Annotated in this window: 24 protein-coding genes; 7 read left to right on the top strand and 17 right to left on the bottom strand. The window is 66.9% G+C overall.

What is annotated here, in order from left to right:
• Positions 1-166: 166 nt before the first annotated feature.
• Entirely contained in the window at positions 167-667 is a 501-nt protein-coding gene (locus B6K69_RS08450; protein WP_107673967.1) for an Lrp/AsnC family transcriptional regulator, read from the top strand.
• On the opposite strand, the gene pgeF is transcribed toward B6K69_RS08450, so the two are convergent.
• From pgeF to lgt, 3 genes are read right to left on the bottom strand one after another with little or no spacing between them, the layout of a single operon-like run.
• On the bottom strand, positions 664-1,422 hold the full coding sequence (pgeF, locus tag B6K69_RS08445; RefSeq protein ID WP_108643465.1) for a peptidoglycan editing factor PgeF: 759 nt from the start codon (positions 1,420-1,422) through the stop codon (positions 664-666). The two genes, B6K69_RS08450 and pgeF, sit on opposite strands and share 4 nt — an antisense overlap.
• Positions 1,422-2,480, bottom strand: coding sequence for a class I SAM-dependent methyltransferase (locus B6K69_RS08440; protein ID WP_108643464.1), 1,059 nt, complete (start codon positions 2,478-2,480; stop codon positions 1,422-1,424). Before B6K69_RS08440 ends, pgeF begins: the two co-directional genes overlap by 1 nt.
• On the bottom strand, positions 2,477-3,343 hold the full coding sequence (gene lgt, locus B6K69_RS08435; RefSeq protein ID WP_108643463.1) for a prolipoprotein diacylglyceryl transferase: 867 nt from the start codon (positions 3,341-3,343) through the stop codon (positions 2,477-2,479). The genes B6K69_RS08440 and lgt overlap by 4 nt, the downstream gene beginning before the upstream one ends.
• 129 nt (positions 3,344-3,472) lie before the next feature.
• Here lgt and B6K69_RS08430 point away from each other — a divergent pair, with 129 nt between their 5' ends.
• Complete coding sequence (locus B6K69_RS08430; RefSeq protein WP_107673963.1) at positions 3,473-3,736, top strand: accessory factor UbiK family protein; 264 nt, start codon at positions 3,473-3,475, stop codon at positions 3,734-3,736.
• 92 nt (positions 3,737-3,828) lie between these two features.
• Here B6K69_RS08430 and rodA read toward each other — a convergent pair whose 3' ends face one another.
• Genes rodA through B6K69_RS08405 form a run of 5 tightly spaced genes read right to left on the bottom strand, consistent with a single transcriptional unit; the run spans position 3,829 to position 9,542 of the window.
• Entirely contained in the window at positions 3,829-4,968 is a 1,140-nt protein-coding gene (gene rodA, locus B6K69_RS08425; RefSeq protein WP_108643462.1) for a rod shape-determining protein RodA, read from the bottom strand.
• A 10-nt stretch (positions 4,969-4,978) separates the two neighbouring features.
• Positions 4,979-6,925, bottom strand: a complete 1,947-nt coding sequence (gene mrdA, locus B6K69_RS08420; protein WP_107673961.1) for a penicillin-binding protein 2 — start codon at positions 6,923-6,925, stop codon at positions 4,979-4,981.
• Positions 6,922-7,461 carry a rod shape-determining protein MreD gene (locus B6K69_RS08415; protein WP_107673960.1) on the bottom strand — a complete coding sequence of 180 codons (540 nt, stop codon included), beginning with the start codon at positions 7,459-7,461 and terminating at the stop codon, positions 6,922-6,924. The genes mrdA and B6K69_RS08415 overlap by 4 nt, the downstream gene beginning before the upstream one ends.
• The gene (mreC, locus tag B6K69_RS08410) at positions 7,454-8,467 is read right to left on the bottom strand and encodes a rod shape-determining protein MreC (protein ID WP_107673959.1); all 1,014 of its coding nucleotides are present in this window, start codon (positions 8,465-8,467) and stop codon (positions 7,454-7,456) included. The genes B6K69_RS08415 and mreC overlap by 8 nt, the downstream gene beginning before the upstream one ends.
• 37 nt (positions 8,468-8,504) lie before the next feature.
• On the bottom strand, positions 8,505-9,542 hold the full coding sequence (locus B6K69_RS08405; protein WP_107673958.1) for a rod shape-determining protein: 1,038 nt from the start codon (positions 9,540-9,542) through the stop codon (positions 8,505-8,507).
• A gap of 248 nt (positions 9,543-9,790) precedes the next feature.
• On the opposite strand from B6K69_RS08405, the gene B6K69_RS08400 reads away from it, so the two are divergent.
• Both B6K69_RS08400 and B6K69_RS08395 read left to right on the top strand, forming a co-directional pair.
• Positions 9,791-10,549, top strand: coding sequence for an SDR family NAD(P)-dependent oxidoreductase (locus tag B6K69_RS08400; RefSeq protein ID WP_108643461.1), 759 nt, complete (start codon positions 9,791-9,793; stop codon positions 10,547-10,549).
• A 108-nt stretch (positions 10,550-10,657) separates the two neighbouring features.
• Entirely contained in the window at positions 10,658-11,410 is a 753-nt protein-coding gene (locus tag B6K69_RS08395; RefSeq protein WP_108643460.1) for a PGN_0703 family putative restriction endonuclease, read from the top strand.
• Positions 11,411-11,428: 18 nt separating this feature from the next.
• Here B6K69_RS08395 and B6K69_RS08390 read toward each other — a convergent pair whose 3' ends face one another.
• Positions 11,429-13,642 carry a transglycosylase domain-containing protein gene (locus B6K69_RS08390; protein WP_108644847.1) on the bottom strand — a complete coding sequence of 738 codons (2,214 nt, stop codon included), beginning with the start codon at positions 13,640-13,642 and terminating at the stop codon, positions 11,429-11,431.
• A gap of 268 nt (positions 13,643-13,910) precedes the next feature.
• Between B6K69_RS08390 and B6K69_RS08385 the strand changes: the two genes are divergently transcribed.
• The gene (locus B6K69_RS08385) at positions 13,911-14,249 is read left to right on the top strand and encodes a P-II family nitrogen regulator (RefSeq protein WP_108644846.1); all 339 of its coding nucleotides are present in this window, start codon (positions 13,911-13,913) and stop codon (positions 14,247-14,249) included.
• Positions 14,250-14,277: 28 nt separating this feature from the next.
• Positions 14,278-15,651, top strand: a complete 1,374-nt coding sequence (locus B6K69_RS08380; RefSeq protein ID WP_108643459.1) for an ammonium transporter — start codon at positions 14,278-14,280, stop codon at positions 15,649-15,651.
• A gap of 101 nt (positions 15,652-15,752) precedes the next feature.
• Here B6K69_RS08380 and B6K69_RS08375 read toward each other — a convergent pair whose 3' ends face one another.
• The 7 genes from B6K69_RS08375 to dapA form a co-directional block, all read right to left on the bottom strand.
• A complete protein-coding gene (locus B6K69_RS08375; protein WP_108643458.1) occupies positions 15,753-16,928 on the bottom strand; it encodes an amino acid aminotransferase in 1,176 nt (391 codons plus the stop codon).
• Positions 16,929-16,931: 3 nt separating this feature from the next.
• The gene (gene sseA, locus B6K69_RS08370) at positions 16,932-17,792 is read right to left on the bottom strand and encodes a 3-mercaptopyruvate sulfurtransferase (protein WP_108644845.1); all 861 of its coding nucleotides are present in this window, start codon (positions 17,790-17,792) and stop codon (positions 16,932-16,934) included.
• A 181-nt stretch (positions 17,793-17,973) separates the two neighbouring features.
• Entirely contained in the window at positions 17,974-18,267 is a 294-nt protein-coding gene (locus B6K69_RS08365) for a hypothetical protein (RefSeq protein ID WP_107673952.1), read from the bottom strand.
• A 156-nt stretch (positions 18,268-18,423) separates the two neighbouring features.
• Positions 18,424-18,897 (bottom strand): SsrA-binding protein SmpB, encoded by a 474-nt coding sequence (gene smpB / locus B6K69_RS08360; protein ID WP_107673951.1) that lies wholly within the window; start codon positions 18,895-18,897, stop codon positions 18,424-18,426.
• 74 nt (positions 18,898-18,971) lie between these two features.
• Positions 18,972-19,520, bottom strand: a complete 549-nt coding sequence (locus B6K69_RS08355) for a Hint domain-containing protein (protein ID WP_108643457.1) — start codon at positions 19,518-19,520, stop codon at positions 18,972-18,974.
• 266 nt (positions 19,521-19,786) lie between these two features.
• Positions 19,787-20,644: a DMT family transporter gene (locus tag B6K69_RS08350; RefSeq protein WP_108643456.1), complete on the bottom strand. Its 858-nt coding sequence runs from the start codon at positions 20,642-20,644 to the stop codon at positions 19,787-19,789.
• 7 nt (positions 20,645-20,651) lie between these two features.
• Positions 20,652-21,536 carry a 4-hydroxy-tetrahydrodipicolinate synthase gene (gene dapA, locus B6K69_RS08345; RefSeq protein WP_108643455.1) on the bottom strand — a complete coding sequence of 295 codons (885 nt, stop codon included), beginning with the start codon at positions 21,534-21,536 and terminating at the stop codon, positions 20,652-20,654.
• 139 nt (positions 21,537-21,675) lie between these two features.
• Here dapA and B6K69_RS08340 point away from each other — a divergent pair, with 139 nt between their 5' ends.
• Positions 21,676-23,598, top strand: a complete 1,923-nt coding sequence (locus B6K69_RS08340) for a lytic transglycosylase domain-containing protein (RefSeq protein WP_108643454.1) — start codon at positions 21,676-21,678, stop codon at positions 23,596-23,598.
• Here the strand turns inward: B6K69_RS08340 and B6K69_RS08335 are convergent.
• Positions 23,595-24,233 (bottom strand): HAD family hydrolase, encoded by a 639-nt coding sequence (locus tag B6K69_RS08335; protein ID WP_108643453.1) that lies wholly within the window; start codon positions 24,231-24,233, stop codon positions 23,595-23,597. The two genes, B6K69_RS08340 and B6K69_RS08335, sit on opposite strands and share 4 nt — an antisense overlap.
• Positions 24,234-24,249: the final 16 nt, after the last annotated feature.

Genomic DNA, 24,249 nt, shown 5'->3' with positions numbered 1-24,249 from the left:
GTGTGTCAGGGCCGATATATTCAACCCGCCCGCCCGCCGAAAGCCCCGGCGTGTTGCGTTTGCGGGTGGCGCCCCGAAACGGCACCGTCTTTTTCTTGCGCGACCTTGAAACAATGTTGCGCGCCTGCCGGCAAGCGCCTAGACAGACGCCAGAAAGGGGAACGGCATGGCAGGCCACAAGCTGGACGAGATCGACCGCAAGATTCTTGCGGAACTGCAGGTCGACGGTCGGATGACGAATGTGGAACTGGCAAGCCGGGTGGGCATCTCGGCCCCGCCCTGTCTGCGCCGTGTGCGCACGCTGGAAGAGCAGGGCTATATCCGCGGCTATCATGCCGACATCGACCCCCGCGAACTGGGGTTCGAAGTCTCGGTCTTCGCCTCGGTCCGGCTGAACAGCCAGGCCGAAGCCGATCTGTCCGCCTTCGAGGCGCGCTGCCGTGCCTGGCCGCTGGTTCGCGAATGTCACATGCTGAACGGCGAGATCGACTTCATCCTGAAATGCGTCTCGCCCGACCTGTCCACCTTCCAGAGCTTCCTGACCGGAGAGCTGCTCAAGGCCGACAATGTGGCCAATGTGAAGACCAGCCTTGTGATCCGCTGCGCCAAGGATGAACCCGGCGTTCCCTTCGACGTGCTGGAAGCGCGGCTGGCGAAGAACGCCTAAAGCCGGATGGCCGAGATCAGCCGCCCGTAATCGGCTTCGGCCGCATGGGTGGTGCGGCGATAGCTGTAGAAGCGATCCGGGTCGCGATAGGTGCAATGCCGCGTCCATTCGGCATGGCCCACCCCGGCCGCACGCAGCCGGTGCAGCCCATAGGACGGCAGGTCGAACAGATAGCGCCCGCCTTCGCCATTGGCGAAGAAGCGGGCGTTTTCGGGGTCGTCGTCCAGGAAGTTTTCCAGAAACTCGGTGCCCACCTCATAGGCGGCCTGGCTGATGGTGGGGCCGATCACCGCGGCAATGTCGGCCCGCTGCGCGCCCAGCGATTCCATCGCGGCAACGGTCGCCTCAAGCACGCCATCGCGCGCCCCGCGCCAGCCGGCATGGGCGGCGCCGATCACGCCGGATTTCGCGTCGGCGAACAGCACCGGCTGGCAATCGGCGGTCAGCACCGCCAGCGCCAGCCCGGGTGTTGCCGTCACCAGCGCATCCGCTTCTGGGCGCAGCGCCAGCGGGCCGGTCACGGTGACGACATCGGCCGAGTGGATCTGATGCACGGTCGCCAGCGCCGACAGGGGCACCCCCATCGCCTCGGCCACGCGGGCACGGTTGATCGCCACGATCTCGGCCTGATCGCCCGATCCGGTGCCACAGTTCAGCCCGGCATAGACGCCGGAGGATGCGCCGCCCTTGCGGGTAAAGAAGCCGTGCCGGAACGGCAGGGCGTCAGAGGTGATGAGTTCCAGAGTGGCAGGCATCAGGCAGCGTCAAATCCCGGTGGCGGTGGCGAACCGGCGCGGCAGAGTGCCAGCACCTTGAACAACGAACCCATTTCCTGCGGGTGGGTCAAGCGTCGAAGCGCGGCAAGGTGGGTTTCCCGCGCAGGCCCGGCCAGCCCCTGCGCCAGCCGGTCCGCTCGCGCGGCGATGCCCAGCCGGGCCAGCACGGCCCCCTGCGTGTCATAGGCCCCGGCCCCGGCCCCCTGGGCCAGCGCCTCGAAATCGACATGGGCGGTCAGGTCGGCCTCGCCCGGATGGGCCAGCGGGTCGTCAAAGGCATGGGCGCGCAGGGCTTGCAGCGTGTCGCCGCGCGACCGCCAGTCGCCATAGTCGATGATATAGGCCAGCCCGCCGAACCGGGCGATCCGCGCCCGCACCGGGGCCAGCGCGAAGGTTGCCGCCGGGCAGACCTCGACCAGCGCGCCGGCGGGGGCATCGCGGAAGGCGGGGCTGTCGGGCACCTGCGGCAGCGGGGCCGACAGGCCGAAGGCCAGATGCCCCTTGTCCAACCCCACCAGCCGTTCGCGCCAGACCACGCCGTCACGCAGGAACTGGCGGATCGGCAGCGCATCGAAGAATTCGTTGGCGATCAGGAACAGCGGCTGGTCGGGCAGGCTGTCGGTGGTCTCGGCCCAGGTCACCGGATGCGGGGCCAGCCGGTCGCGCTGGCGGGCGCGCAGCACGGGGGATGCCTCGACCAGCACCACCCGGGCCGCCGCATGGAAGCCCGGCACCCCCCTGGTGGCGCGCAGTACATCGGCCATCAGCGTGCCGCGTCCGGGCCCCAGCTCGGCCAGCGTGAAGGGCGAAGGCGCGCCCTGATCCAGCCAGGCTTGCGCCAGGGCCAGACCGAACAGCTCTCCGAACATCTGGCTGATTTCCGGCGCGGTGGTGAAGTCGCCGCCGGCGCCGAACGGATCGCGGGTGGTGTAATAGCCATGCGCGGGGTGCAGCAGACATTCGGCCATATACTCGGCCACGCTGATCGGCCCGCCTTCGCGGATGCGCTCGATCAGCAGGGCGGCAAGCGGCGTCATCGCCGGGCGCGGATCAGGAACCACAGGCCAACGGCGATCATCGGCAGGCTCAGCATCTGGCCCATGGTCAGCCCCCAGCCGCCGACATGCCAGGCAAGGCCCAGCGGATTGCCGGGCGAGACGAATTGCGCATCCGGCTGGCGGACGAATTCGACCAGAAAGCGCGCGATGCCATAACCGGCCAGGAAGGTGCCCATCACCAGCCCCGGCCAGCGGAACGCGCCGCGCCGCCAGGCCAGCCACAGCACCAGAGCGCCCAGGATCAGCCCTTCCAGTGCTGCCTCATACAACTGACTGGGATGGCGGGCGCAGGCCGTGGTTGCCGTGGCGCAGGCCTGCGCGGCCGCGCCGGGAAACACCACGCCCCAGGGCAGGTCGGTCGGCCGCCCCCACAGTTCGGCGTTGACGAAATTCGCCAGCCGCCCCAGGAACAGGCCGATGGGCGCGACCATGGCCATCAGGTCGCCGGTCGGCAGCAGCGGAATCTTCTCGCGCCGGCAGAACCACAACCCGGCCACCACCACCCCCAGGAACCCGCCATGGAAGGACATGCCGCCTTCCCAGATGCGCAGCGCGGCCAGCGGATCGGCCAGATAGTCGCCGGGCTGGTAGAACAGCACATAGCCCAGCCGCCCGCCCAGGATCACCCCGAAGATCACCCAGGTTAGCAGGCGTTCCACCTGCTCCGCGCTCATCGGGGCCTCGCCCGGCCACAGCCGTGGCGTGCGGACCGCGCGGGTGACCAGCCACCAGCCCAGCAGCAGCCCGAAGATATAGGCCAGCGCATACCAGCGCAGGGCAAAGGTCATGCCGCCCAGCGGGATTTCGAACACATTGGGCGAGATGTCGGGAAAGGGGATCATCGCGGCACTCCTTCGCGCCCGCTTGTCAGGGTGGGGCGGGCCGATGTCAACCGGCGGCGGATCGCCGCCTTGTGAACACCCGATCAAGCGCGCATATAAGGCCAAACGCGCCAACCGGAGCCTGAAGCCATGCAAAGCCGCAACAAGTTTCTTGATGACATGAGCCAGTTGATGACCAACGCCATGGGCGTGGCCCAGGGCGCCAAGACCGAGGCCGAAACGGCGATGAAGGGCTTTGTCGACCGCTGGATGGCCGACCGCGATTTCGTCACCCGCGAGGAATTCGATGCCGTCCGCGCCATGGCGCAGAAGGCGCGCGAGGAAAACACCGCACTGGCCGCCCGGATTGCCGCGCTGGAAGAGGCGGCGGAAGGCAAGAAGAAGAAAGCCTGACCGCCGCAGGCGCGGGCAGGGCGCCCGCCTGCCTTTTCATCTGTCCCCAAATATCCCGGGGGTGCGGGGGCAGCGCCCCCGCAGCGCCACGCTTAACGCGGGCGATGGACATGGGCGCTTTGCACCAGCCCGAAGCCGACCAGGATCACCAGCATCGCCGACCCGCCATAGCTGAGCAGCGGCAGCGGCACGCCCACCACCGGGGCCATGCCCATCACCATCGACAGGTTCACCGCGATATAGAAGAAGAAGTTGGCCGCCACGCCGATGATCAGCAGCGACGAGAAGCGGTCACGGTTCTGTAGCGCCGAGACCAGGCAGAAGCCGATGATCAGCGCATACAGCACCAGCAGCGAGAAGGCGCCCACGAAGCCGAATTCCTCGGCCAGCGTGGTGAAGATAAAGTCGGTGTGCTTTTCGGGCAGGAAGTTCAGCCGCGACTGGGTGCCCTGCATGAACCCCTTGCCGGACCAGCCGCCCGATCCCAGCGCGATCTTGGCCTGAATGATGTTGTAGCCCGCGCCCAGCGGATCGGCGGTCGGGTCAAGGAAGGTGTCGATCCGGCGATACTGGTAATCGTGCAGGAACTGCCAGGGGGTGCCGCGGGTCAGGAACACCCCGGCAATCGCCCCGCCCGCCAGCGAGGCCACCGCCGCGAAATACCACAGCGACACGCCGGCCGCGAACATCACCGTCGCCCCGCCCAGCAGCAGCATGAGCGACGTGCCAAGGTTGGGCTGCATCAGCACCAGAATGGTGGGCAGCACGGTCAGCAGCACCGGCATCAGCACCCAGAGCGGCCGCGACACCCGCTTGTTGTCAAGCCAGTCGTAATAGGCCGCCAGCACCATCACCAGGGTGAACTTCATCATCTCGGACGGCTGGAACTGGATCACGCCAAAGTCGATCCAGCGCTGCGCGCCCATGCCGATCTTGCCCTTGAACTCGACAAAGATCAGTAGCGCGAAGGCCAGCAGATAGGCCGCCACCGCCATGCTGCGCCAGAACCAGATCGGCACGAAGGCCACGGCGAACATCAGCACCAGACCGGCTGCGAAAACCTGTGCCTGACGCCGCGCCCAGATGTCGAAATCGCCCCCGGCGATCGAGTAGAGCATCAGGATGCCGACCGACGCCACCGCGACGATCAGCACCACAAGCTGCCAGTTGAGGTAAAGCACCTTCCGCAGCCCGGTCGGAACCTGTTTCAGCCGGTTGTCGTAAAAGGTCATGGCCGCCCCTTCATGCCTTTTCGGCCTTGGGTGCGGCGCCGGTGGTGGGGTCGCGCAACGACAGGTCTTTCAACATGCTTTCGATGCGGCCGCGCTGGCTGGCGGGATAGGCGTCCAGCGGAGGGATGCCGCCGGACAGCGCGTAAAGAATCACGTCGCGCCCGATGGGGGCCGCCGCCGCCGATCCGCCGCCGCCGTGTTCCACCACGACAGAGACCGCATAGCGCGGCGCCGCGGCCGGGGCAAAGCCCACGAACAGCGCATGGTCGCGCCGGTTCCACGGAAGCTGGTCGTTCGAGACCACGCCGCGCGCCCGCTCGGCCGCGGTGATGTTGCGCACCTGGCTGGTGCCGGTCTTGCCCGCCAGTGCCATCGACACATCCACGATGCGCGACGATTTCGCGGTGCCGCGTTCGCCGTTCACCACCTCGTCCATGCCCCTGCGGATTGCGGCCAGCGTCGATTCCGCGATGCCCAACGACGGGGCTTCGGGCACGGGAATCTCTTGCCCGTCGATCATCCGCACCAGCCGCGGCGCCACGGCGCGGCCGCTGGCGATGCGGGCGGTCATCACCGCCAGTTGCAGCGGCGAGGCCAGCACATAACCTTGCCCGATCGAGGCGTTGATCGTGTCGCCGATCCGCCATTCGGCCTTGTGGCGCTGCTGCTTCCAGGCCTTGTCGGGCATGTTGCCTTCGGTGATCGCGCTCATCGGCATGTCATGGCGGACGCCCAGACCCAGCCGGCGGCCCATTTCGGCGATCTTGTCGATGCCCACCTTCTGCGCGATGTCGTAATAGTAAACGTCGCAGCTTTCCGCGAAGGACCGGGTCAACGACACCGTGCCGTGCCCGCCCCTGCTCCAGCAGTGGAAGCGGCGGCCGCCGAACTCCAGATAGCCCGGGCAGCGCACGCGATAGTTCTCGTCAATCACGCCGGCTTCCAGCGCGGCCAGCGCGGTGACCATCTTGAAGGTCGATCCCGGCGGATAGGCGCCCGAGACGGTCTTGTTCGCCAGCGGCCGGTGGTCGTTTTCCATCAGCGCCTGATAATCGACATGGCTGATGCCGCGGACAAACAGGTTCGGGTCGAACGACGGCGACGAGACGCAGGCCACCACATCGCCATTCTGCACATCCATCACCACCACGGCGGCGCTTTCGATGCCCAGCCGGGCCTGGGTGAAGTTCTGCAGGTCGGCGTCGATGGTCAGGCGGATGTCGGCGCCCGGGTCGCCTTCATTGCGCTCAAGCTCGCGCATCACGCGGCCAACGGCGTTGACCTCGATCTTCTTGGTGCCGGCGGTGCCGCGCAGCGTGTCATCCATCCAGCGTTCCACGCCGATCTTGCCGATCTGGAACTTGGGCAGCCGCAACACCGGATCGGGATCTTCGCGTTCGGCCAGATCCCGTTCGGACACCGGGCCGACATAGCCCACCACATGGGCGAAATCCACGTCGCGGGGATAAAAGCGCGACTGGCCCACCTCGGGCAGAACGCCGGGCAGGGCGGGGGCATTGACCGCGATCTTGGAAAAATCGTCCCAGCTCAGCCGGTCGCGCACGATCACGGGCACATAGGCGGAATGGCGGACGACATCGTTCACCGTTTCTTCCAGCTCTTCCGGCGTCATGGGAATGATGCCGGCCAGCCGCCGCATCACCAGTTCCACATCGCCCGCCTGTTCGCGGGTGATCACCACGCGGTAATTCTGTTCGTTGCCGGCGATGATCTTGCCGTTCCGGTCCTGGATCAGGCCGCGGGTCGGCGGGATCAGGCGGATGCTGATGCGGTTCTCTTCGGCCAGCAGGCGGAATTCGTCGGCCTGATCGACCTGAAGATAGCGCATCCGCACGCCAAGTGCCGCCACCATGGCCGTCATCGCGCCGCCCAGCATCAGCGTGCGCCGCGTCAGGCTGCGGGCGATGTCTTCCTTGTCCTTGGGCGTGCGTCTCACAGCCGCCTCCCGTAATCGTCGATTTCGCCGGTGGCGGGCTTGCGCAGATCGAAGCTGAGCCGCGACAGCCCGACGACCAGCGGATAGGCCAGGATCGACCACAGGATCTGCACCAGCGCATGACCAAAGGGCGGTTGCGGCAGGAAAGACGCGGCAAAGGCAAAGCGATAGGCCAGCAGCATTGCCAGCATCAGCCCGGCCGCCAGCAACCATTCCACCACAAAGCTCAGCTCGCGCGTCAGCGCATTGCGCGAGCGGAGGAATTCGGTCGCCAGCACCATCAGCGCCGTCCACAGCCCCGGCGGGCGCATCAGGATCAGGTCTTCGGCCAGGGTGACGGCCACGATCATGCCCAGCGGCAGGTAATCCGGCCGGCGCATGACCCAGGCGAAGGTCAGGCACAGCATGAGGTCAGGCCCGGGCAAGGCGCCAGCGGTATTGCCCAGCGGCAAGAGCCGGATGAACAGCAACAGCAACGCCAGCGCCAGAAACAGCGCCCGATAGCCCCAGGGATCTGCCCGCAGAAGCCTATCCATTGGTTGCCGCTCCGGCCGGGGCGGCGGCATCGCCGCCTTCAGCATCGCCCGATCCGCCGGCATCCACATCGGCGCCGCTGCCAGCAGCGGGCGGGGCGGCCGCGGCCCCTTCGGCATCCACCTCGGGCAGCGGTGAAGACGGCAGCAGGGGCGGCGCCACCAGCCCGCCGGCATCGGTGATCGGTTCCAGATCGTGGCTGCGCAACACGCGCAGGAATTCCAGCCGCTGATAATCGGCGGCCAGCGAAACCCGTAGCCGCCGGTCTGTGCCCAGCACCACCTGCCCCACCAGAAGCCCGGCCGGGAACATGCCGCCATCGCCCGAGGTCACCACCCGGTCACCCGGTCGCACCTCATCGGCCTTTTCGATGAATTCCAGCGGGGGCAGCGGGCCGTTGTCGCCAGAGAGCAGCGCCTTCTGCCCCGAGGGCTGGATCGTGACCGGAATCCGGCTGTTGGTATCCGTCACCAGAATCACCCGCGCCGTGCGTGCGCCCACGCCCGAAATGCGGCCCACCAGACCGATGCCGTCCATGCAGGCCCAGCCGTCGCGGATGCCGTCGCGGGCGCCCACGTTCAGCAGCACCGATTGCCGGAACGGACTGCCGCTGTCGGCCAGCACCTGCCCGGTGACATGGGTCAGCTTCGGGTCAAGCCGCACCTGATTCAGGTCCAGAAGGCGGGCGTTCTGCTGTTCCAGTTGCAGCGCGGCCTCTTTCCAGGCCTTCATCTGCTGCAATTCGCGCTTCAGTTCCTGATTCTGCTCATAGATCCGGGTGTAGGATTCGAAATCCTCGATCATGCCGGTGGCCTTGGTCACCGGCAGCAGCGCCCATTCCAGATTGGGAACCACCGCATCGACCAGCGCCGTGCGGAACCGTTCCACCCGCGGGCTGTCGATCCGCCACAGCAGGAACAGGCCCAGCAGCACAACGACCAGGCCGCCCACCAGCAGACGGCGCAGCGGTCGATAATATTCTTCCGGAGATGTCCGGGTTCTGGCCAAACGCGCCTCGCCTTGCTGACCTGTCGCCCGGTTGCGATCAGGTGTCGTAGTCGATCACATGCCGAAGCTGCTTCTCATATTCCAGCGCCTTGCCGGTGCCGAGGGCAACACAATTCAGTGACTCGTTCGCCACGCTGATCGAAAGGCCGGTCTGTTCGCGCAAGGACAGGTCCAGATCGCCCAGAAGCGCCCCGCCGCCGGTCAGCATCACGCCGCGGTCCACGATGTCGGCGGCCAGGTCGGGCGGGGTGGCTTCCAGCGCCTGCATCACCGCATCGCAGATCTGCTGCACGGGTTCGGCCAGCGCCTCTGCCACCTGGGCCTGATTGATCTCGGTTTCCTTCGGCACGCCGTTCAGCAGGTCGCGGCCGCGGATCGTCATGCTGGCGCCGCGCCCGTCATCGGGCATCCGGGCCGTGCCGATGCTGGTCTTGATGCGTTCGGCCGTCGATTCCCCGATCAGCAGGTTCTGGTGACGGCGCAGGTAGCTGACGATCGCCTCATCCATGCGGTCACCGCCCACGCGGACGGACCGGGCATAGACGATGTCGCCCAGAGACAGAACCGCCACTTCGGTCGTGCCGCCGCCGATATCCACCACCATGTTGCCGGTGGGTTCGGTGATCGGCATCCCCGCCCCGATGGCTGCTGCAATCGGTTCGGCAATCAGACCGGCGCGTTTCGCCCCGGCCGACAGGACCGATTGCCGGATCGCGCGCTTTTCCACCGGCGTCGCGCCATGCGGCACGCAGACAATGATCTTGGGTTTGCTGAAGGTGGACCGCTTGTGAACCTTGCGGATGAAATGCTTGATCATTTCTTCCGCCGCCTCGAAGTCGGCGATCACGCCGTCGCGCATCGGGCGGATCGCCTCGATGGTGCCGGGGGTGCGGCCCAGCATCAGCTTGGCATCCTCGCCCACCGCCAGAACCTGCTTCTTGCCGTCCTTGACGTGATAGGCCACGACCGAAGGTTCGTTCAGCACGATCCCCTTGCCGCGGATGTAGACCAGCGTATTTGCGGTCCCGAGGTCGATCGCCATATCTGACGAGAATAGGCCGGGAAGAAGCGACATTCGGGTGTCCCCACGAGCAAGCAGAATTGTCCCGGCGACTCAGGGTCCGAGGCGGGCGCCTTCATATAAGGACCTGCGCCGATGAACGAAAGGCCTTGTAGCACGGGCACGGCGGCAGGCCGCACACTTTCGCGTAGGTGCAGGAATCGCATGTTGAATGGGGGTTGGCGCCTTACATTCTTGCCCGGAATTGACCTTCCGCGACATCTTGCCATTCTGGCCCGGCAGGATGCAGGGCGGGGGGCAGCATGGCGGGCGTGGCGGGACGGGTGGCTTTGGTCACGGGCGCAGGGGCGCCGGGGGGAATCGGCTTTGCCATCGGGCGGGCGCTGGCCGCGGCCGGGGCGCGTGTCTGTCTGACCGCAACCACGCCGCGCATCCATGACAGGGCCGCCGAAATCGGCGCGATGTCGCATATCGCGGACCTGACAGATCCGGCCCAGGTGGCCGCGCTGTTCGCCGCCGTCGAGGCCCGGCATGGCCCGGTCGAGGTGCTGGTGAACAATGCCGGCATGGTGCAATCGGGCCGGCGGGTGAAGCGGCAGGCGCTGGCCGGCTGGTCTGATGCCGACTGGGCGCATCACATGGCGCTGAACATCAACACCACCTTTCATTGCTGCCGTGCGGCCCTGCCGGGCATGGCGGCGCAAGGCTATGGCCGCATCGTCAACATCAGCAGCGTCACCGGGCCTGTCGTCGCCATAGACGGCAGTTCCGCCTATGCCACCGCCAAGGCCGCGATCACCGGCATGACCCGTTCGATCGCGCTGGAATATGGCCGGCAGGGCATCACCTGCAACGCGGTGCTGCCCGGCTGGATCGCCACCGACAGCTCCAGCCCCAAGGAAATCAGGGCCGGGCAGCGCACCCCGGCGGGCCGCCCCGGCACCCCTGTCGAAGTGGCCGCCTGCGCGCTGTTCCTGGCCAGCGAGGAGGCGTCCTATGTCACCGGCACCACGCTGGTGGTCGATGGCGGCAATACCCTGCAAGAGATGAAGGGCGCCTGATCCGCGCGCGCCTGCCGGGGATTGACCTGCCCGCGCGGCGGCTTCATCTGGGGGCCATCGCGCAGGCGTCCGGTTCCGGGCGGGCGCGCTTGCCCGGAAAGGCCGTTCATGCCCGCATCTTTCCCCTTCCTGCCCGGCGTTCCGGCCGAGGCCGTTCTTGCCGCCCTTGGCCGCGCGCCGGGGGGTGAACTGGCGTCTGGCAAGTTCGACAGCCCCGAGTCTTCGGCCGCGCTGGCCGCCAATGCCTTCGGCTGGTTTCTGGATCGGCCTGCCGCCCTGCCACCGCTGCCCGGCGTGCCGATGGGCCGGGTGGAAACGGTCGAGGTCGAGGCCGAGATGCCTTTCCCCTGGCGGGGCGGCCGCCATCCCTGGCTGGATGCGCTGCTTGTCACCCCCACAACGCTGGTTGGTGTCGAGGCCAAGCGTTATGAGCCGTTCCGCCCGCGCAAGGCGTCGGCCTTCTCCGAAGCGTTCGAGACCCGCGACTGGGGCGATGGCATGGCCCGCTTCACCGCCCTGCGCCACGCGCTGACCGAAGGGCGGCAGGTCTATCGTTGCCTGGATGCCGTCGAACTGGTGAAGAACGCCTATGGCCTGCGCACGCAGGGCACCAAGCGGGCGCGCGGGGCGGTGCTGGTCTATCTGCACGCCGCGCCGGCCACCTGGGCCAGCGGCAAGCCGGTGGACCCTGCCGCCATTGCCCGGCACGAGGCCGAAATCGCCGATTTTGCCCGCGCGGTGAAAGGGGATGCCGTCACCTTTGTTGCGCTGCGCTGGTCGGACCTGCTGAAGCACTGGGCGCGGACGCCCGATCTTGCCGCCCATGCCGCGGCGATTGCCGGGCGGTTCGGCAGCCTGTGACGGCGGCGCTGGCGCCGGTCAGTTGCCGGCGCCGTTCCTTTGCACGTCGTTCAGGATCTGGTCGGCCAGATCGTCTTCGGTCATGCCCGGCTTGTTGGGGTTCGAGCCGTCGAAATAGGGCACGTCCTCGGGCTGGACGAAATCATTGGGGTCATAGGGAACCGGCTCACCCGGCATTGCCCCCGGAACGCCCGTGACCGTGTTGCCGGGAATTTCCTTCGGCAGCGGCTTCGGCTCTGACCCTTCGCTGATGCGGGTCATCACCTCATGCCAGATTTCCGCCGGCAGCCCGCCGCCGGTGACACCGTTCAGCGGGGTGTTGTCGTCATACCCCAGCCAGACACCCACCACATAATCGGCGGTGAAGCCCACGAACCAGGCATCGCGGGCCGAGTTGGTGGTGCCGGTCTTGCCGGCGGCCTCATACCCGTTCAGCCGGGCGCGGGTGCCGGTGCCTTTCTCGATCACCTGTGTCATCATGTAGATCAACGCATGGGCCGCGGTTTCCGAGATCACCCGTTCCCCGATGCCGCCGCCCTGCCCGAACAGCGGCTCCTCCTCGCCCTGAAGTTTCAGTGCGCGCAGCCCGTAGGGCGTGACGGACGATCCGCCGTTCAGGATGCCGGCATAGGCGCCGGTCATCTCGATCAGGGTGGATTCGCTGGCGCCAAGGGCCAACGCCGGGCCATCGGCCAGATTCTGCGCCACGCCGAAATCGGTGGCGACCTTCTTCACCAGATCGCGCCCGACCAGTTCCTGAATCTTGACGGCGGGGATGTTGCGGCTTTCGGCCAGGGCCTGGGTCAGGGTGATCATGCCCTTGAACTTGCCGTCATAGTTCTTGGGGGAATAGACGCCCGAACCCGGCACATTGATCGACCACGGGCTGTCATCGACATAGTCGAGCGGGCTGTAGCCCAGATCCATGGCCACGGCATAGATGAAGGGCTTGAAGGCCGATCCGGTCTGCCGCAGGGCCTGGGTGGCCCGGTTGAAATCGCCTGCCTGTGGCAGATCGCGCCCGCCCACCATGGCGCGCACGGCGCCATCCGCGCTCATCACCACGATCGCGGCCTGCGCCTTCGACCCCGCCTTGACCTTGTTCTCGAAGACCCATTTCAGCGCCTCTTCGGCCTGAGACTGCATCTTCTGGTCCAGCGTGGTCTCCATGATCACGTCTTCGGTGGTGGTGCGGGCCAGATAGTCGGGGGTCGTCTCCATCACCCAGTCGGCAAAGAAGCCGCCGTTCTTCTGTGCCGCGGCCTTGGACAACTGGGCCGGATGGGCCAGCGCCTCGGCGGCCTCGGCCTTGGTCAGGTAGCTCTGTTCCTGCATCAGGCCGATCACCACGGCGGCCCGGTCACGCGCACGCTGCATGTTGCCGGTGGGCGCATAGGTCGAGGGCGCCTTGAGCAGCCCCGCCAGCATGGCCGCCTCGGCGGCGCTGACATCGGCGGCGGATTTGCCGAAATAGCGTTGGGCGGCGGCTTCAAACCCGCGGGCCCCCGCGCCCAGATAGGCGCGGTTGAAGTAGATCGTCAGGATGTCTTCCTTGGAATACTTCGCCTCCATCGCCATGGCGAAGGGCACTTCCTTGATCTTGCGCCACATGCCACCGGACCGGCAGTCCTTTTCGTATTCGGCTTCGGTCTTCCACTGCGCCGGGTCATAGGTCACGCCAAGGCAAAGCAGTTTCGCGACCTGCTGGGTGATGGTCGAGCCGCCGTTGCCTTCGAACGGGCCGCGGCCTTCCGACAGGTTGATGCGCACGGCGCTGGCGATGCCGCGCGGCGACACGCCGAAGTGCCAGTAGAACCGCTTGTCCTCGGTCGCGATCACCGCGTTGTGCAGATAGGGCGAGACGGTGCCGGCGGTGACCTGGCCGCCGAAGGTTTCGCCGCGCCAGGCAAAGACCTTGTTGTTGCGGTCCAGCAGCGTGACCGAGCCGCGGGCGCGCCCGTCAAGCAGGGCGTTCAGATCGGGCAGTTGCGAATAGAAATAGAAGACGATGCCGCCGTAGACCAGCACGCCCACGGCCGTCACCCGCCAGAGCACCGCCCAGATCATGCGCCACAGGAACAGCACCAGTCCCACGATCGGGCCATGGCGGCGGGGCTTGGGGGCGCGGGGCGCGCGTTTGGGCGCCGCGGATTTCTGCGCGGGCGCTGTCGTGCGCGAGGTATATCGTCTGTCCGCCACAAGGGGCCCTTTGCCCCTGCCACCCACTGCCATCGTGATACTGCCCGCCTTGATCGCGTGTTCGTTCTTGGGCGCCGAAGATAGCCGCCTTTTGCTGCGATGCGAAGAGATCGGCATGGCGATTCGCATCGCTTGAGCGATTAATTTCTGTGCATACGCCTGTTTTGCAGTCTTCAATTTGGGCGTTTGGCCCGGAAACGCGCGCCTGACCCCGGCCTTTCTCTGTTCCGGCCCGGCGAAAACCCGCCTCCTTTCGCAGGGGGCCCATTGCCCCGGGCCCGACGCAGGAAAGGGGAAGACCGTGAAACTCATCATGGCTGCAGTGAAGCCGTTCAAGCTGGACGAGGTGCGCGAGGCGCTGACCGCGATCGGCGTGCGCGGAATGATGGTGTCCGAGATCAAGGGGTTCGGCTCTCAGTCGGGCCACACGGAAATTTACCGCGGCGCGGAATACGCCGTGAACTTCGTGCCGAAGCTGCGGCTTGAGATCGTCGTTGCCGACGGGCTGGCCGATCAGGTGGTCGAGACGATCAGCAAGACCGCGCGCACCGGCAAGATCGGTGACGGCAAGATCTTCGTGATCGACGTGGAAAAGGCCGTGCGCGTGCGCACCGGCGAAACCGATGATGACGCGCTGTAAGCGTGCGGGGAAGAGGGAAGACGCTCACATGACCAATCTCAAGAGACTTGTCGGCCTTGCCGCCCTGCCAGCCGCGTTGCTGGCTGCGGCACCCGTCTGGGCGCAAGAGGCCACCACCGAAGTGACCGAGACCGTCACCGAAACCGTTGCGGAAGTGGTGCCCGTCATCGACAAGGGCGATGTCGCCTGGATGATGACCGCCACCGTCCTGGTGCTGTTCATGATCGTGCCGGGCCTGGCGCTGTTCTACGGCGGCCTTGTGCGCACCAAGAACATGCTCAGCGTGCTGATGCAGTGCACCCTGATCACCGCGGTGGTCATGGTGATCTGGGTTGTCTACGGCTATTCCTTTGCCTTTGGCGGCGGCACCTCGCCGTTCTGGGGGGGCACGGCCAAGCTGTTCCTGGCCGGGGTTTCGCCTGAAACCACTGCCACCACCTTCTCGGCCGGGTTCATCCTGCCGGAATATGTGTTCATTGCCTTCCAGATGACCTTTGCCGCCATCACCCCGGCGCTGATCGTCGGCGGCTTTGCCGAACGCATGAAGTTCAAGGCGGTTCTGCTGTTCATGATCCTCTGGGTCACCTTCTCGTACTTCCCGATCGCGCATATGGTCTGGGATGCCTCGGGCCTGGTGTACAACTGGAGCGCCATCGACTTTGCCGGCGGCACCGTGGTGCATATCAACGCCGGTGTGGCCGCTCTGGTCTGCGCGATCATGCTGGGCAAGCGGATCGGCTACGGCAAGGACAACATGGCACCGCATTCGATGACGCTGACCATGGTTGGCGCGGCCATGCTGTGGGTGGGCTGGTTCGGCTTCAACGCGGGTTCCAATCTGGAAGCCACGGCCGGGGCTACGCTGGCCCTGCTGAATACCTTTGTCGCCACCGCCGGCGCGATCTTGGGCTGGGTGCTGATCGAAGCGCTGACCCGTGGCAAGGCGTCCATGCTGGGGGCAGCCTCGGGCATGGTGGCCGGTCTTGTGGCCATCACCCCGGCCTGCGGCACCACCGGCCCGGTCGGCGCCATCGTGCTGGGCTTCGTCGCCTCGATCGTGTGCTACTTCTTCGTGACCACGGTCAAGCACAAGCTGGGCTATGACGACAGCCTGGACGTGTTCGGCGTGCATGGCGTGGGCGGCATCGTCGGCGCCATTGGCACCGGCATCCTCTGCGCTCCGTCGCTGGGCGGCACCGGCTTCCTGGTCGAAGCGGGCACCATGGGCGCCCAGGTCGCGGCCCAGGCCAAGGGCGTGGCCGTCACCATCGTCTGGTCGGCCGTCGTCTCGGTGATCGCGCTGCTGATCGTCAAGGTTCTGGTCGGCCTGCGCGTCAAGGAAGACGAAGAACGCGAAGGTCTGGACCTGACCTCGCATGGCGAACGCGCCTACAACTACTGAGGTCAACTGTCGGGCGGCTGGCCCCTCCTGCCGCCCGAAACGGAAAGGCCCGCGGGTTCCTTCCCCCGCGGGCCTTTTTCATTGGGTCGGTGGTGCAGGGATTACAGAACCTGCGCGATGGCGGCGGCCAGAACCGGCACGGTTTTCGCGTTCAGCCCGGCAATGTTGATGCGGCTGTCGCCGACCATGTAGATGCCATGCTGTTCGCGCAGCGTGGTGACCTGCGCTTCGGTCAGGCCCAGCCGGCTGAACATGCCGCGATGCCGGGCGACGAAATCGAAGCGGTCGCTGTTGGTGGCGCGGCGCAGCTCGTCGGCCAGTTGCTGGCGCAGGCCCAGCATGTTCTGGCGCACGTCTTCCAGTTCCGATTTCCACTCGGCCGTCAGGGCGGCATCTTCCAGGATCATCGTCACCAGACGGGCGCCGTGATCGGGCGGGAAGCTGTAGTTCTGCCGGTTCAGGTAGTTCAGGTTGCCCTGCACCACAGCCTTGCGGTCGGGGCTGGTCAGCGCGATCAGGATGCCGGTGCGTTCGCGATAGACGCCAAAGTTCTTGGAGCAGGAGGCGGCGATCAGCACTTCGGGGAAGGCGGCCGCCACCTTGCGCGTCGCCTCGGCATCGGCATCCAGCCCGTCGCCAAAGCCCTGATAGGCCAGGTCGACAAAGGGAATCGCGCCGCGCGCCTGCAGCACCGCGATCACCTGATCCCATTGCGCGGCATCCAGGTTCGCGCCGGTCGGGTTGTGGCAGCAGCCGTGCAGCAGCACCGCATCGCCAGCTGCAACGGTGCCCAGATCGGCCAGCAGACCGGCGAAATCGACCCCGCCGGTGGCGGCGTCGAAATAGCGGTATTCGGCAGACGGCATACCCAGGTATTTCACGATGGACGGATGGTTCGGCCAGGTCGGGTTGGACATCCAGACCTTGGCCTTGGGGTTCGCCATGCGGATCAGTTCCAGCGCCTGCCGGATGGCGCCGGTGCCGCCGGGCGTGGCGACCGAGGCGGCGCGGTCGGCATGGCCGTCGCCCAGGATCAGCCCGACCATGGCCGCGTTATAGGCCGGTTCGCCCGCCAGCGCGGTATAGGTCTTGGTCTTTTCGCTGTCCCACAGCTTTTTCTCGGCTGCCTTGACGGCGCGCATCACCGGGGTCAGGCCGGTGGGGTCTTTGTAGACGCCGACGCCAAGGTCGATCTTGGTGTCGCGCGGGTCTTCGCGGAACATCGCGATCAGTTGCAGGATCTTGTCCTGCGGTTGGGGATTCAGGGCTTCAAGCATCTTTCATCCTTTCCGGGCCGGCCCGGTTTCGACCGGCAGATCGTCATACATGCCCCATTCTGACCATGAGCCGTCATAGACGGCCCAGTCGCGGTGGCCCAGCCGTTCCAGCGCCAGCGCCAGAATCGAGGCGGTGACGCCCGAGCCGCAGGTGGTGATGGCGGGACGGCTCAGGTCAACGCCGGCGGCTTCGAACACGGCCTTCAGCGCGGCGCCCTGTTTCATGGTGCCATCGGGGTTGAGAACTTCGCCGAAGGGCACGTTCCTGGCGCCCGGAATATGGCCCGAACGCAGGCCGGGCCGGGGTTCAGGGACGCTGCCTTCAAACCGGGGGGCGCCCCGGGCGTCGATCACCTCGGCCAGGCCCAGCTTGGCGGCATGGGCAACCTGGGTCACGTCCTTCACCAGATGGTTCTGGCGGGCCACGGTGATGTGCCGGTCGCGCACCACGGGGGGCATGTCCTCGATCTCGCGCCCCTCGGCCCGCCATTTCGGCAGGCCGCCGTCCAGAACGGCGATGTCGGTCTTGCCCATCAGGCGGAAGGTCCACCAGACGCGGGCGGCGCTGAACAGGCCGGCCCCGTCATAGACCACGACCTGATGGCCATCGCCCACACCCATCGCGCGCATCCGGCTGATGAACTTTTCCGAAGGCGGCGCCATATGGGGCAGGCTGGACCGCTGGTCGGTGATTTCGTCGATGTCGAAGAAGCGCGCGCCGGGAATGTGGCCAGCGTCGTATTCGGCCTTGGGGTCGCGGCCCGCGTCGGGCATGTACCAGCTTGCATCCAGGATGCGCAGGTCCGGGTCGTTCAGATGTTGCGCCAGCCAGTCGGTCGAGACAAGCGTGCGGGGATCGTCCATCGGGGCGGGGATCAGCGGCATGGGGCGGCCTTGCGCGGGAAAGGGGTCTGCTGACCTATAGCCGCAGCACCGCCGGGTGCAAGCCTTCGCCGCGGGGTGCGGCAGTGCGGCGCCAGCAAAAGGCCCCGCGGCGGAACCGCGGGGCCTGTATCTTTCGGGCGCCGTCAAGCGCGCGGCGCGATCAGCCCTTGGCCATCGCCTTGCGGACAAAGCCGATGATCGCCATCAGCACGCCGCCGCCCACGCCGCCGCCGGCTACGCTTTGGACAATGGCGCCGATATCAAGGTTCGCCATATCGGCCGTCGCGCCACCAAGACCACCCGCACCCAGCATCTGCAGCAGGTAGCCACCGATGCCACCGCCCAGGATGCCGGCGAGCGAGTTGCCCAGCGTGCCGAGGCTGAGGTTCTTGAGTAGCGCACCAGCGGCGTTGCCGCCAAGTGCACCCGCGATGAGTTGAATGATGATTTCCATACTGCGCAACCTTTCCCTGTCCCGCCGGTTCTTCGGCAGGTTCCGCCCGGTACTCAAGCGCAAGGCGCCAGGTCCGGGCAGGGGGAATCCTGCCCTATCGTTCCCCGGACGGCAATAAACATGTGTGAAAAGTGCAAGAATTAGCGAAGCTGTGGCTTAGCCGCCCTGCTTGAGAAGGCGGGCCTTCTGCCGGTCCCAGTCACGCTTGGCGCTAGTTTCGCGCTTGTCGGCCAGCTTCTTGCCCTTGGCGATGCCCAGTTTCAGCTTCACCATGCCGCGTTCGTTGAAATACATTTTCAGCGGAACGATGGTCATGCCTTCGCGGGCCGTCGCATTCCACAGCCGCGACAGTTCCTTGCGGGACACCAGAAGTTTGCGGCGGCGGCGTTCTTCGTGGCCCCAGGTCTTGGCCTGCAGGTAGGGGGCGATGTAGCCGTTGATCAGCCACAGCTCGCCGCCTTCGACCGAGGCATAGCTTTCGCCGATGTTGGCGCCGCCCTGACGCAGGCTTTTCACCTCGGACCCTTGCAGGATTATGCCAGCCTCAAGGTCCGACTCGATATGATAATCGAAACGGGCGCGCCGGTTTTCGGCGATCAGCTTGGAATTGGGGTCTGATTTCTCGGCCATGGTCCGTTCCAGATAGGGGCGGCGGGCCGCGGAGTCCAGAAGGCAAGGTGCCGGAAGGTGCCCTGGCGGGCCGGTCAGGCGAAGCGGCGGCTGCGTTCGGCCAGGAACAGCGTCGCGGCGCGGGCGTGCAGTTCGGGAAAGGCCGTGTCGCCGCCGCGCAGGCCGGGGCACAGCAGCAGCAGGCCGGACTGCGCCCAGACCACCTCTTCCTCGGCGAAGATCGGGGTGACGACCTCAACCCGGCGCGGCGCGGTGGCGGTGCTGGCGCCGACGCAGGCGGTCAGCGCGGCGGCGGCAATGCGGGCATAGGGCGCGGCCATCAGGCCGACCGTATCCAGCAGAACGGATTGGCCGGGCATCAGCATGACATCGGAACAGGCGTCGAAATGACCGCCGGACAGGTGCACGACCGGCTCGCCGGGCAGCACCTCGCGCCGGTTCAGGGCAACGACGCGGCGCAGGCCACCGTCCAGCGTCTGAAGGCTGTCGCCGACCCGCAGCGATTGCACAGGCCGCCAGCCGGCGGCGGTTTCGATCAGTGTTCCGTCGATCAGGCCCTGGCCAAGCATGGCGGCTGCCGTGACCGGGGTGGCGGCAAAGCGGGTGACATCCTGCATGAACATGGGCGGTCTCCTTCAGGCTGATCCGGCTGTGAGGCCGGTGTTAAGGGTTTGGGCGGCCAGGGTGGCCATCTGCCCAAATCGCGCTTGGATCACGCCATTTTTGCGCCACAATATGGGCACTTTTCCGACATTGTTTGGCTTGGGGAAACGCCGGCCTGCGGACGGCCGGATCGTCCTGAAAGGCCGCTGCCGGTTACCGGCTGTTAGGCATGAAGCCCATAAAATTCAAAGTATTGTCAGGGCACGGCGCAGGTGAGTCCCGGCGGTCAGCGGCGGATGGTCAGCCCGATCAGGCCCGCGCCCACCACCAGCGCCGCCCCGATCAGGGTTTGCGCATCGGGACGTTCCCCGAACAGCAGCACCGCCAGGATCAGCGCGAAGACCAGCCGGGTATAGCGGAACGGGGTGACGGCCGCGACCTCGCCCGTGCGCATGGCGGCGGTCAGCGCATGATAACCGGCGATGCCGAAGGTGCAGGCGCCCAGCATCAGCGCAGCTTCGCGCCTGTCGGGCAGGCGGGCGCCGCCGGTCCAGCCCAGAATGACAAGGCCTGCGATGCCCAGCATGGCAAAGCCGATCACCCCAAGCTGCCGGTTCGATAGCCGCATCGGCGCGGCACGGGTTGCCAGATCGCGGCCGGCAAAGCCCAGCATCCCGGCCACGGCCAGCAGCGACAGCGCCGAGAACCCCGCCACGCCCGGCCGCAGGATGACAAGCACCCCGATCAGCCCCACCAGAACCGCCAGCCAGCGCAGCCAGCCGACCCGTTCGTGAAACAGGATCGCGGCGCCCGCGATCACCACCAGCGGCGTCGCCTGGAGGATGGCCGAAGTGGTGGACAGCGGCGTCAGCGCGATGGCCAGCGCATAGAACAGCCGCCCGCCGATTTCGAACCCCGAACGGATGAGCAGTGGCGGGGCCAGAAAGCCGCGCGGAAAGGCGGGTTCGCCCATGCGGCGGGCCATCAGGCCAAAGGTCAGGATGCCGGCGATGCCCATGACCACCATCACCTGCCCCACCGGCAGCGACCGGGCGGCGGCCTTGATGAACATGTCCTCGACGGCGAAACCCGCCATCGAAAGCGTCATCAGCATCGCGCCGCGAAGGTTGTCGGCGCGGGTCATGGGCGGATCACAGAACCCCGGCGTGGACCATGGCCGCACGGATGCGTGCCTTGGTGCCATCGGTCAGGCCCACCAGCGGCAGGCGCACGTCTTCGGTGCAGCGCCCCAGCAGGGACAGGCCGTATTTCGCGCCGGCAAGCCCCGGTTCCAGGAAGATCGCCTCATGCAGCGGCATCAGCAGATCCTGATACTTCAGCGCGGTGGCATAGTCGCCGCGCAGGGTGGCGGCCTGGAATTCGGCGCAGAGCCTGGGCGCCACATTCGCGGTCACGCTGATGCAGCCCACGCCGCCATGGGCGTTGAAGCCAAGCGCCGTGGCATCTTCGCCCGAAAGCTGCACGAAATCGGCCCCACAGGCGGCGCGCTGCTGGCTGACCCGCTCGATCTTGCCGGTGGCGTCCTTGACGCCCACGATCCGCGGCAGGGCAGCCAGCTTGCCCATGGTTTCGGGCGTCATGTCCACGACCGACCGGCCGGGAATGTTGTAGATCACGATCGGCAGGGTGCAGCAGTCATGCAGCGCGGTGAAATGCGCGATCAGCCCCGCCTGGGTGGGCTTGTTGTAATAGGGCGTCACCACCAGCGCCGCGTCGGCCCCCACCTTTTCGGCATGGCGGATCAGGCGGATGCCTTCCACCGTGTTGTTCGACCCGGCACCCGCGATCACCGGCACCCGGCCTGCGGCGAACGTCACCACGGCCTCGACCACGGCTTCATGTTCTTCATGCGTCAGGGTCGGGCTTTCGCCGGTGGTGCCCACCGGGACAAGGCCGGTCGAGCCCTGCTCGATCTGCCAGTCGACCAGTTTTTTCAGGGTGTCCATGTCCACTTCGCCGCCCTTGAAGGGCGTCACCAGGGCCGGGATCGACCCGCTCAACCTGTCGTGGCGCATCGCGCATCTCCTGAAAGCGGTCCGTCGCTGGCCGCGGTTGCAATCGGCCCTCCTTATCGCCGGACGAAAGGCTTGCCAAGCACCGCAGATGACGGGTTCGTGGGTTGTGGCGCGCTGCGCGCTCAGGCAATTTCCGGCCATGACGACATTCCTTCGCCTTGTGCTGCTTGCGGTCCTGCTGATCGCCCCGCCCGCCCGCGCCGATGAGGTGCAGGCGATGAAGACCGCGCTGTCGGTCGCCGCCACCGGAGACTGGGATGGCGCGCTGGCCGTTGCTCCGCAGGGGGTGGGGCGGGATGTGGTGGTCTGGCAATGGCTGCGCGCGGGCAAGGGACGGCTGGGCGATTATGAGTCGTTCCTGGAACGCCGTCCTGACTGGCCGGGGCTGCCGCTCTTGAAGGAAAAGGGCGAACAGGCGCTGGCATCCGAAACACCGGCGCGCGTGGTGGCCTATTTCGGGGCGGACAGCCCTGTCACCGGCGAAGGCGCGGTGGCGCTGGTGGAGGCACTGTGGGCGACCGGCGATATTGCCCGTGCCGAGACCGAGGCGATGCGCGCCTGGGCCGAACTGGACCTGACGCCGGAACATGAACAGATGCTGCTGGGTCTGGCGCCCGACGCCCTGGCGCGTTTGCATCAGGCGCGGCTGGACAACCTCCTCTGGTCCGGCAAAGGGCCGCAGGCCGAGCGGATGCTGCCGCTGGTATCCGAAGGCTGGCAGAAGCTGGCCCGCGCCCGGCTGGCGCTGCGGGCCGGCAAGCCGGGGGTGGATGCGCTGGTTGCCGCCGTGCCCGAGGATCTGAAGCAGAACCCCGGCCTGACCTATGAGCGGTTCCTGTGGCGGATGCGGCGCGACCAGTATGACGATGCGGCGGCGCTAATCATCGCCACCCCGCCCGAGGCGCTGGGTCGGCCTGCCATGTGGGCCGAACGCCGGGCGCTGCTGGCGCGCTGGCTGTTGCGGCAGGACCGCCCGGCCGAGGCCTACAAGGTGGCGGCGCAGCACGGGCTGACCGGAGGCGCGGCCTATGCCGATCTGGAGTTCCTTGCCGGGTTTGTCGCCCTGCGGCGGCTGGGCGATGGCGAAACCGCGTTGCGCCACTTTGGCCATCTCGGGGCCGAAGTCACCACGCCCATCAGCCTGGCCCGCGCCGCCTATTGGCAGGGCCGTGCGCTGGAGGTGCTGGGCAGGGATGAAGACGCTGAAACCGCGATGCAGGCGGCGGCCCGGCACCAGACGGCCTATTACGGCCTTCTGGCATCCGAAAAGCTGGGCCTGCCGCTGGACAAGCGGCTGATCGAAGATGCACCCGGCCCCCCCGGAAGCTGGCGGCAATCTGCCTTTGCCGGGTCTTCGGTGCTGGCGGCGGGGCGCCTGTTGCTGTCGGCGGGCGACCGCACGCTGGGCAAGCGGTTCCTGCTGCATCTGGGCGAAAGCCTGGACGATGCCGAACTGGCGCAACTGGCCGACATGGCGCTTGAGATGAACGAACCGCATGTCGCGTTGGTGATCGCCAAGGCGGCGGCCGAACGCGGGGTGATCCTGCCGCGCGCCTATTTCCCCGTGCCGGAGTTCGTGCCGGACGGGCTGAAGGTGTCGCGTGCGCTGGCGCTGGCGATTTCGCGGCGCGAAAGCGAATTCGATCCGGCGGCGCGATCCCATGCCGATGCGCGCGGGCTGATGCAGATCCTGCCAGGCACGGCAAAGCTGATGGCCAGGGAGCTGGGGGTCGAGTTCACGCCGGGCAAGCTGCTGACGGACCCGGCCTATAACGTGACGCTGGGTTCGGCCTATCTGGCGCATCTGATCGAGGAATTCGGCCCCTCGATCGCGCTGGTCGCCAGCGGCTACAACGCCGGGCCGGGGCGGCCCCGGCGCTGGGTCGATGATCTGGGCGATCCGCGACAGAAGTCCGTGGATGTGGTCGACTGGGTCGAGACCATCCCCTTTGCCGAAACCCGCACCTATGTGATGCGGGTGGTGGAAGGCGTGGTGATCTATCGCGCCAAGCTGAAGGGCAAGGCCGGGCCGGTGCGGCTGACGCCTGAACTGCGCGGCTAGGCCGGGCCGATCAGCCCGGCGCTGCGGGCGCCGGTCAGCAGGTCGGGGGCAAGGTGATGCGCCCAGCGGCCCTGGGACGGCAGGATGTCGGGCACCTGCACCACGGTGCAGCCGGCCCGCCAGGCGGCTTCGGCCCCGATCTCGCTGTCTTCGAACACCAGACAGCGGGCAGGGTCGCAGCCGAACAGGTTGGCGGCCAGCAGATAGGGGGCAGGGGCGGGCTTGGGTTCGGTGACATCATCGAACGTCACCACATGGTCGAAGAACCCGGTCAGCCCCGCCACCGCCAGCTTGTGATGCGCGCCCGCCCGCGCGGTTGAGGTGACAAGGGCGCGGCGGCGGCCCTCGGTTGCCTGCAGAAGCGGCATCACGCCGGGCTTCAGCGGCAGGCCGGCATTGACACCGGCATCAAACCCGGCGCCCCAGTCGTGGCGGATGGCGTCAAGATCGGCCTGCGGAAACCGGCTGCGGATGATCTGCGCCACGCTGGCCTGATCAAGGCCGATCAGCCCGTGCATGAAATCGGCATCGACCGTTACCCCGGCGGCCGCAAAGGCGGCGATGCCGGTCGAAAGCGCGATGCTTTCGGTGTCGATCAGGGTGCCGTCAAGATCGAAGAACAGCGCGTCGAACATTGGATTCCGCCGGATA

The sequence above is a fragment of the Pseudogemmobacter blasticus genome, from assembly GCF_003071405.1.
In the GTDB taxonomy this organism is placed as follows: Bacteria; Pseudomonadota; Alphaproteobacteria; order Rhodobacterales; family Rhodobacteraceae; genus Pseudogemmobacter; species Pseudogemmobacter blasticus.
The sequence above is the reverse complement of the archived record's forward strand: the minus strand, read 5'-3'. Positions and strand labels throughout refer to the sequence as shown.

Coding starts and splice junctions, on each gene's coding strand:
- B6K69_RS08405 (WP_107673958.1), bottom strand. CDS start 9,542: ATGTCGCTTCTTCCCGGCCTATTCTCGTCAGATATGGCGATCGACCTC.
- B6K69_RS08375 (WP_108643458.1), bottom strand. CDS start 16,928: ATGCTTGAAGCCCTGAATCCCCAACCGCAGGACAAGATCCTGCAACTG.
- smpB (WP_107673951.1), bottom strand. CDS start 18,897: ATGGCCGAGAAATCAGACCCCAATTCCAAGCTGATCGCCGAAAACCGG.
- B6K69_RS08355 (WP_108643457.1), bottom strand. CDS start 19,520: ATGTTCATGCAGGATGTCACCCGCTTTGCCGCCACCCCGGTCACGGCA.
- B6K69_RS08415 (WP_107673960.1), bottom strand. CDS start 7,461: ATGGATAGGCTTCTGCGGGCAGATCCCTGGGGCTATCGGGCGCTGTTT.
- B6K69_RS08335 (WP_108643453.1), bottom strand. CDS start 24,233: ATGTTCGACGCGCTGTTCTTCGATCTTGACGGCACCCTGATCGACACC.
- B6K69_RS08440 (WP_108643464.1), bottom strand. CDS start 2,480: ATGACGCCGCTTGCCGCCCTGCTGATCGAGCGCATCCGCGAAGGCGGG.
- B6K69_RS08350 (WP_108643456.1), bottom strand. CDS start 20,644: ATGACCCGCGCCGACAACCTTCGCGGCGCGATGCTGATGACGCTTTCG.
- pgeF (WP_108643465.1), bottom strand. CDS start 1,422: ATGCCTGCCACTCTGGAACTCATCACCTCTGACGCCCTGCCGTTCCGG.
- B6K69_RS08380 (WP_108643459.1), top strand. CDS start 14,278: ATGACCAATCTCAAGAGACTTGTCGGCCTTGCCGCCCTGCCAGCCGCG.
- B6K69_RS08430 (WP_107673963.1), top strand. CDS start 3,473: ATGCAAAGCCGCAACAAGTTTCTTGATGACATGAGCCAGTTGATGACC.
- B6K69_RS08400 (WP_108643461.1), top strand. CDS start 9,791: ATGGCGGGCGTGGCGGGACGGGTGGCTTTGGTCACGGGCGCAGGGGCG.
- lgt (WP_108643463.1), bottom strand. CDS start 3,343: ATGATCCCCTTTCCCGACATCTCGCCCAATGTGTTCGAAATCCCGCTG.
- dapA (WP_108643455.1), bottom strand. CDS start 21,536: ATGCGCCACGACAGGTTGAGCGGGTCGATCCCGGCCCTGGTGACGCCC.
- sseA (WP_108644845.1), bottom strand. CDS start 17,792: ATGGACGATCCCCGCACGCTTGTCTCGACCGACTGGCTGGCGCAACAT.
- B6K69_RS08390 (WP_108644847.1), bottom strand. CDS start 13,642: ATGGCAGTGGGTGGCAGGGGCAAAGGGCCCCTTGTGGCGGACAGACGA.
- B6K69_RS08395 (WP_108643460.1), top strand. CDS start 10,658: ATGCCCGCATCTTTCCCCTTCCTGCCCGGCGTTCCGGCCGAGGCCGTT.
- B6K69_RS08365 (WP_107673952.1), bottom strand. CDS start 18,267: ATGGAAATCATCATTCAACTCATCGCGGGTGCACTTGGCGGCAACGCC.
- B6K69_RS08450 (WP_107673967.1), top strand. CDS start 167: ATGGCAGGCCACAAGCTGGACGAGATCGACCGCAAGATTCTTGCGGAA.
- rodA (WP_108643462.1), bottom strand. CDS start 4,968: ATGACCTTTTACGACAACCGGCTGAAACAGGTTCCGACCGGGCTGCGG.
- B6K69_RS08340 (WP_108643454.1), top strand. CDS start 21,676: ATGACGACATTCCTTCGCCTTGTGCTGCTTGCGGTCCTGCTGATCGCC.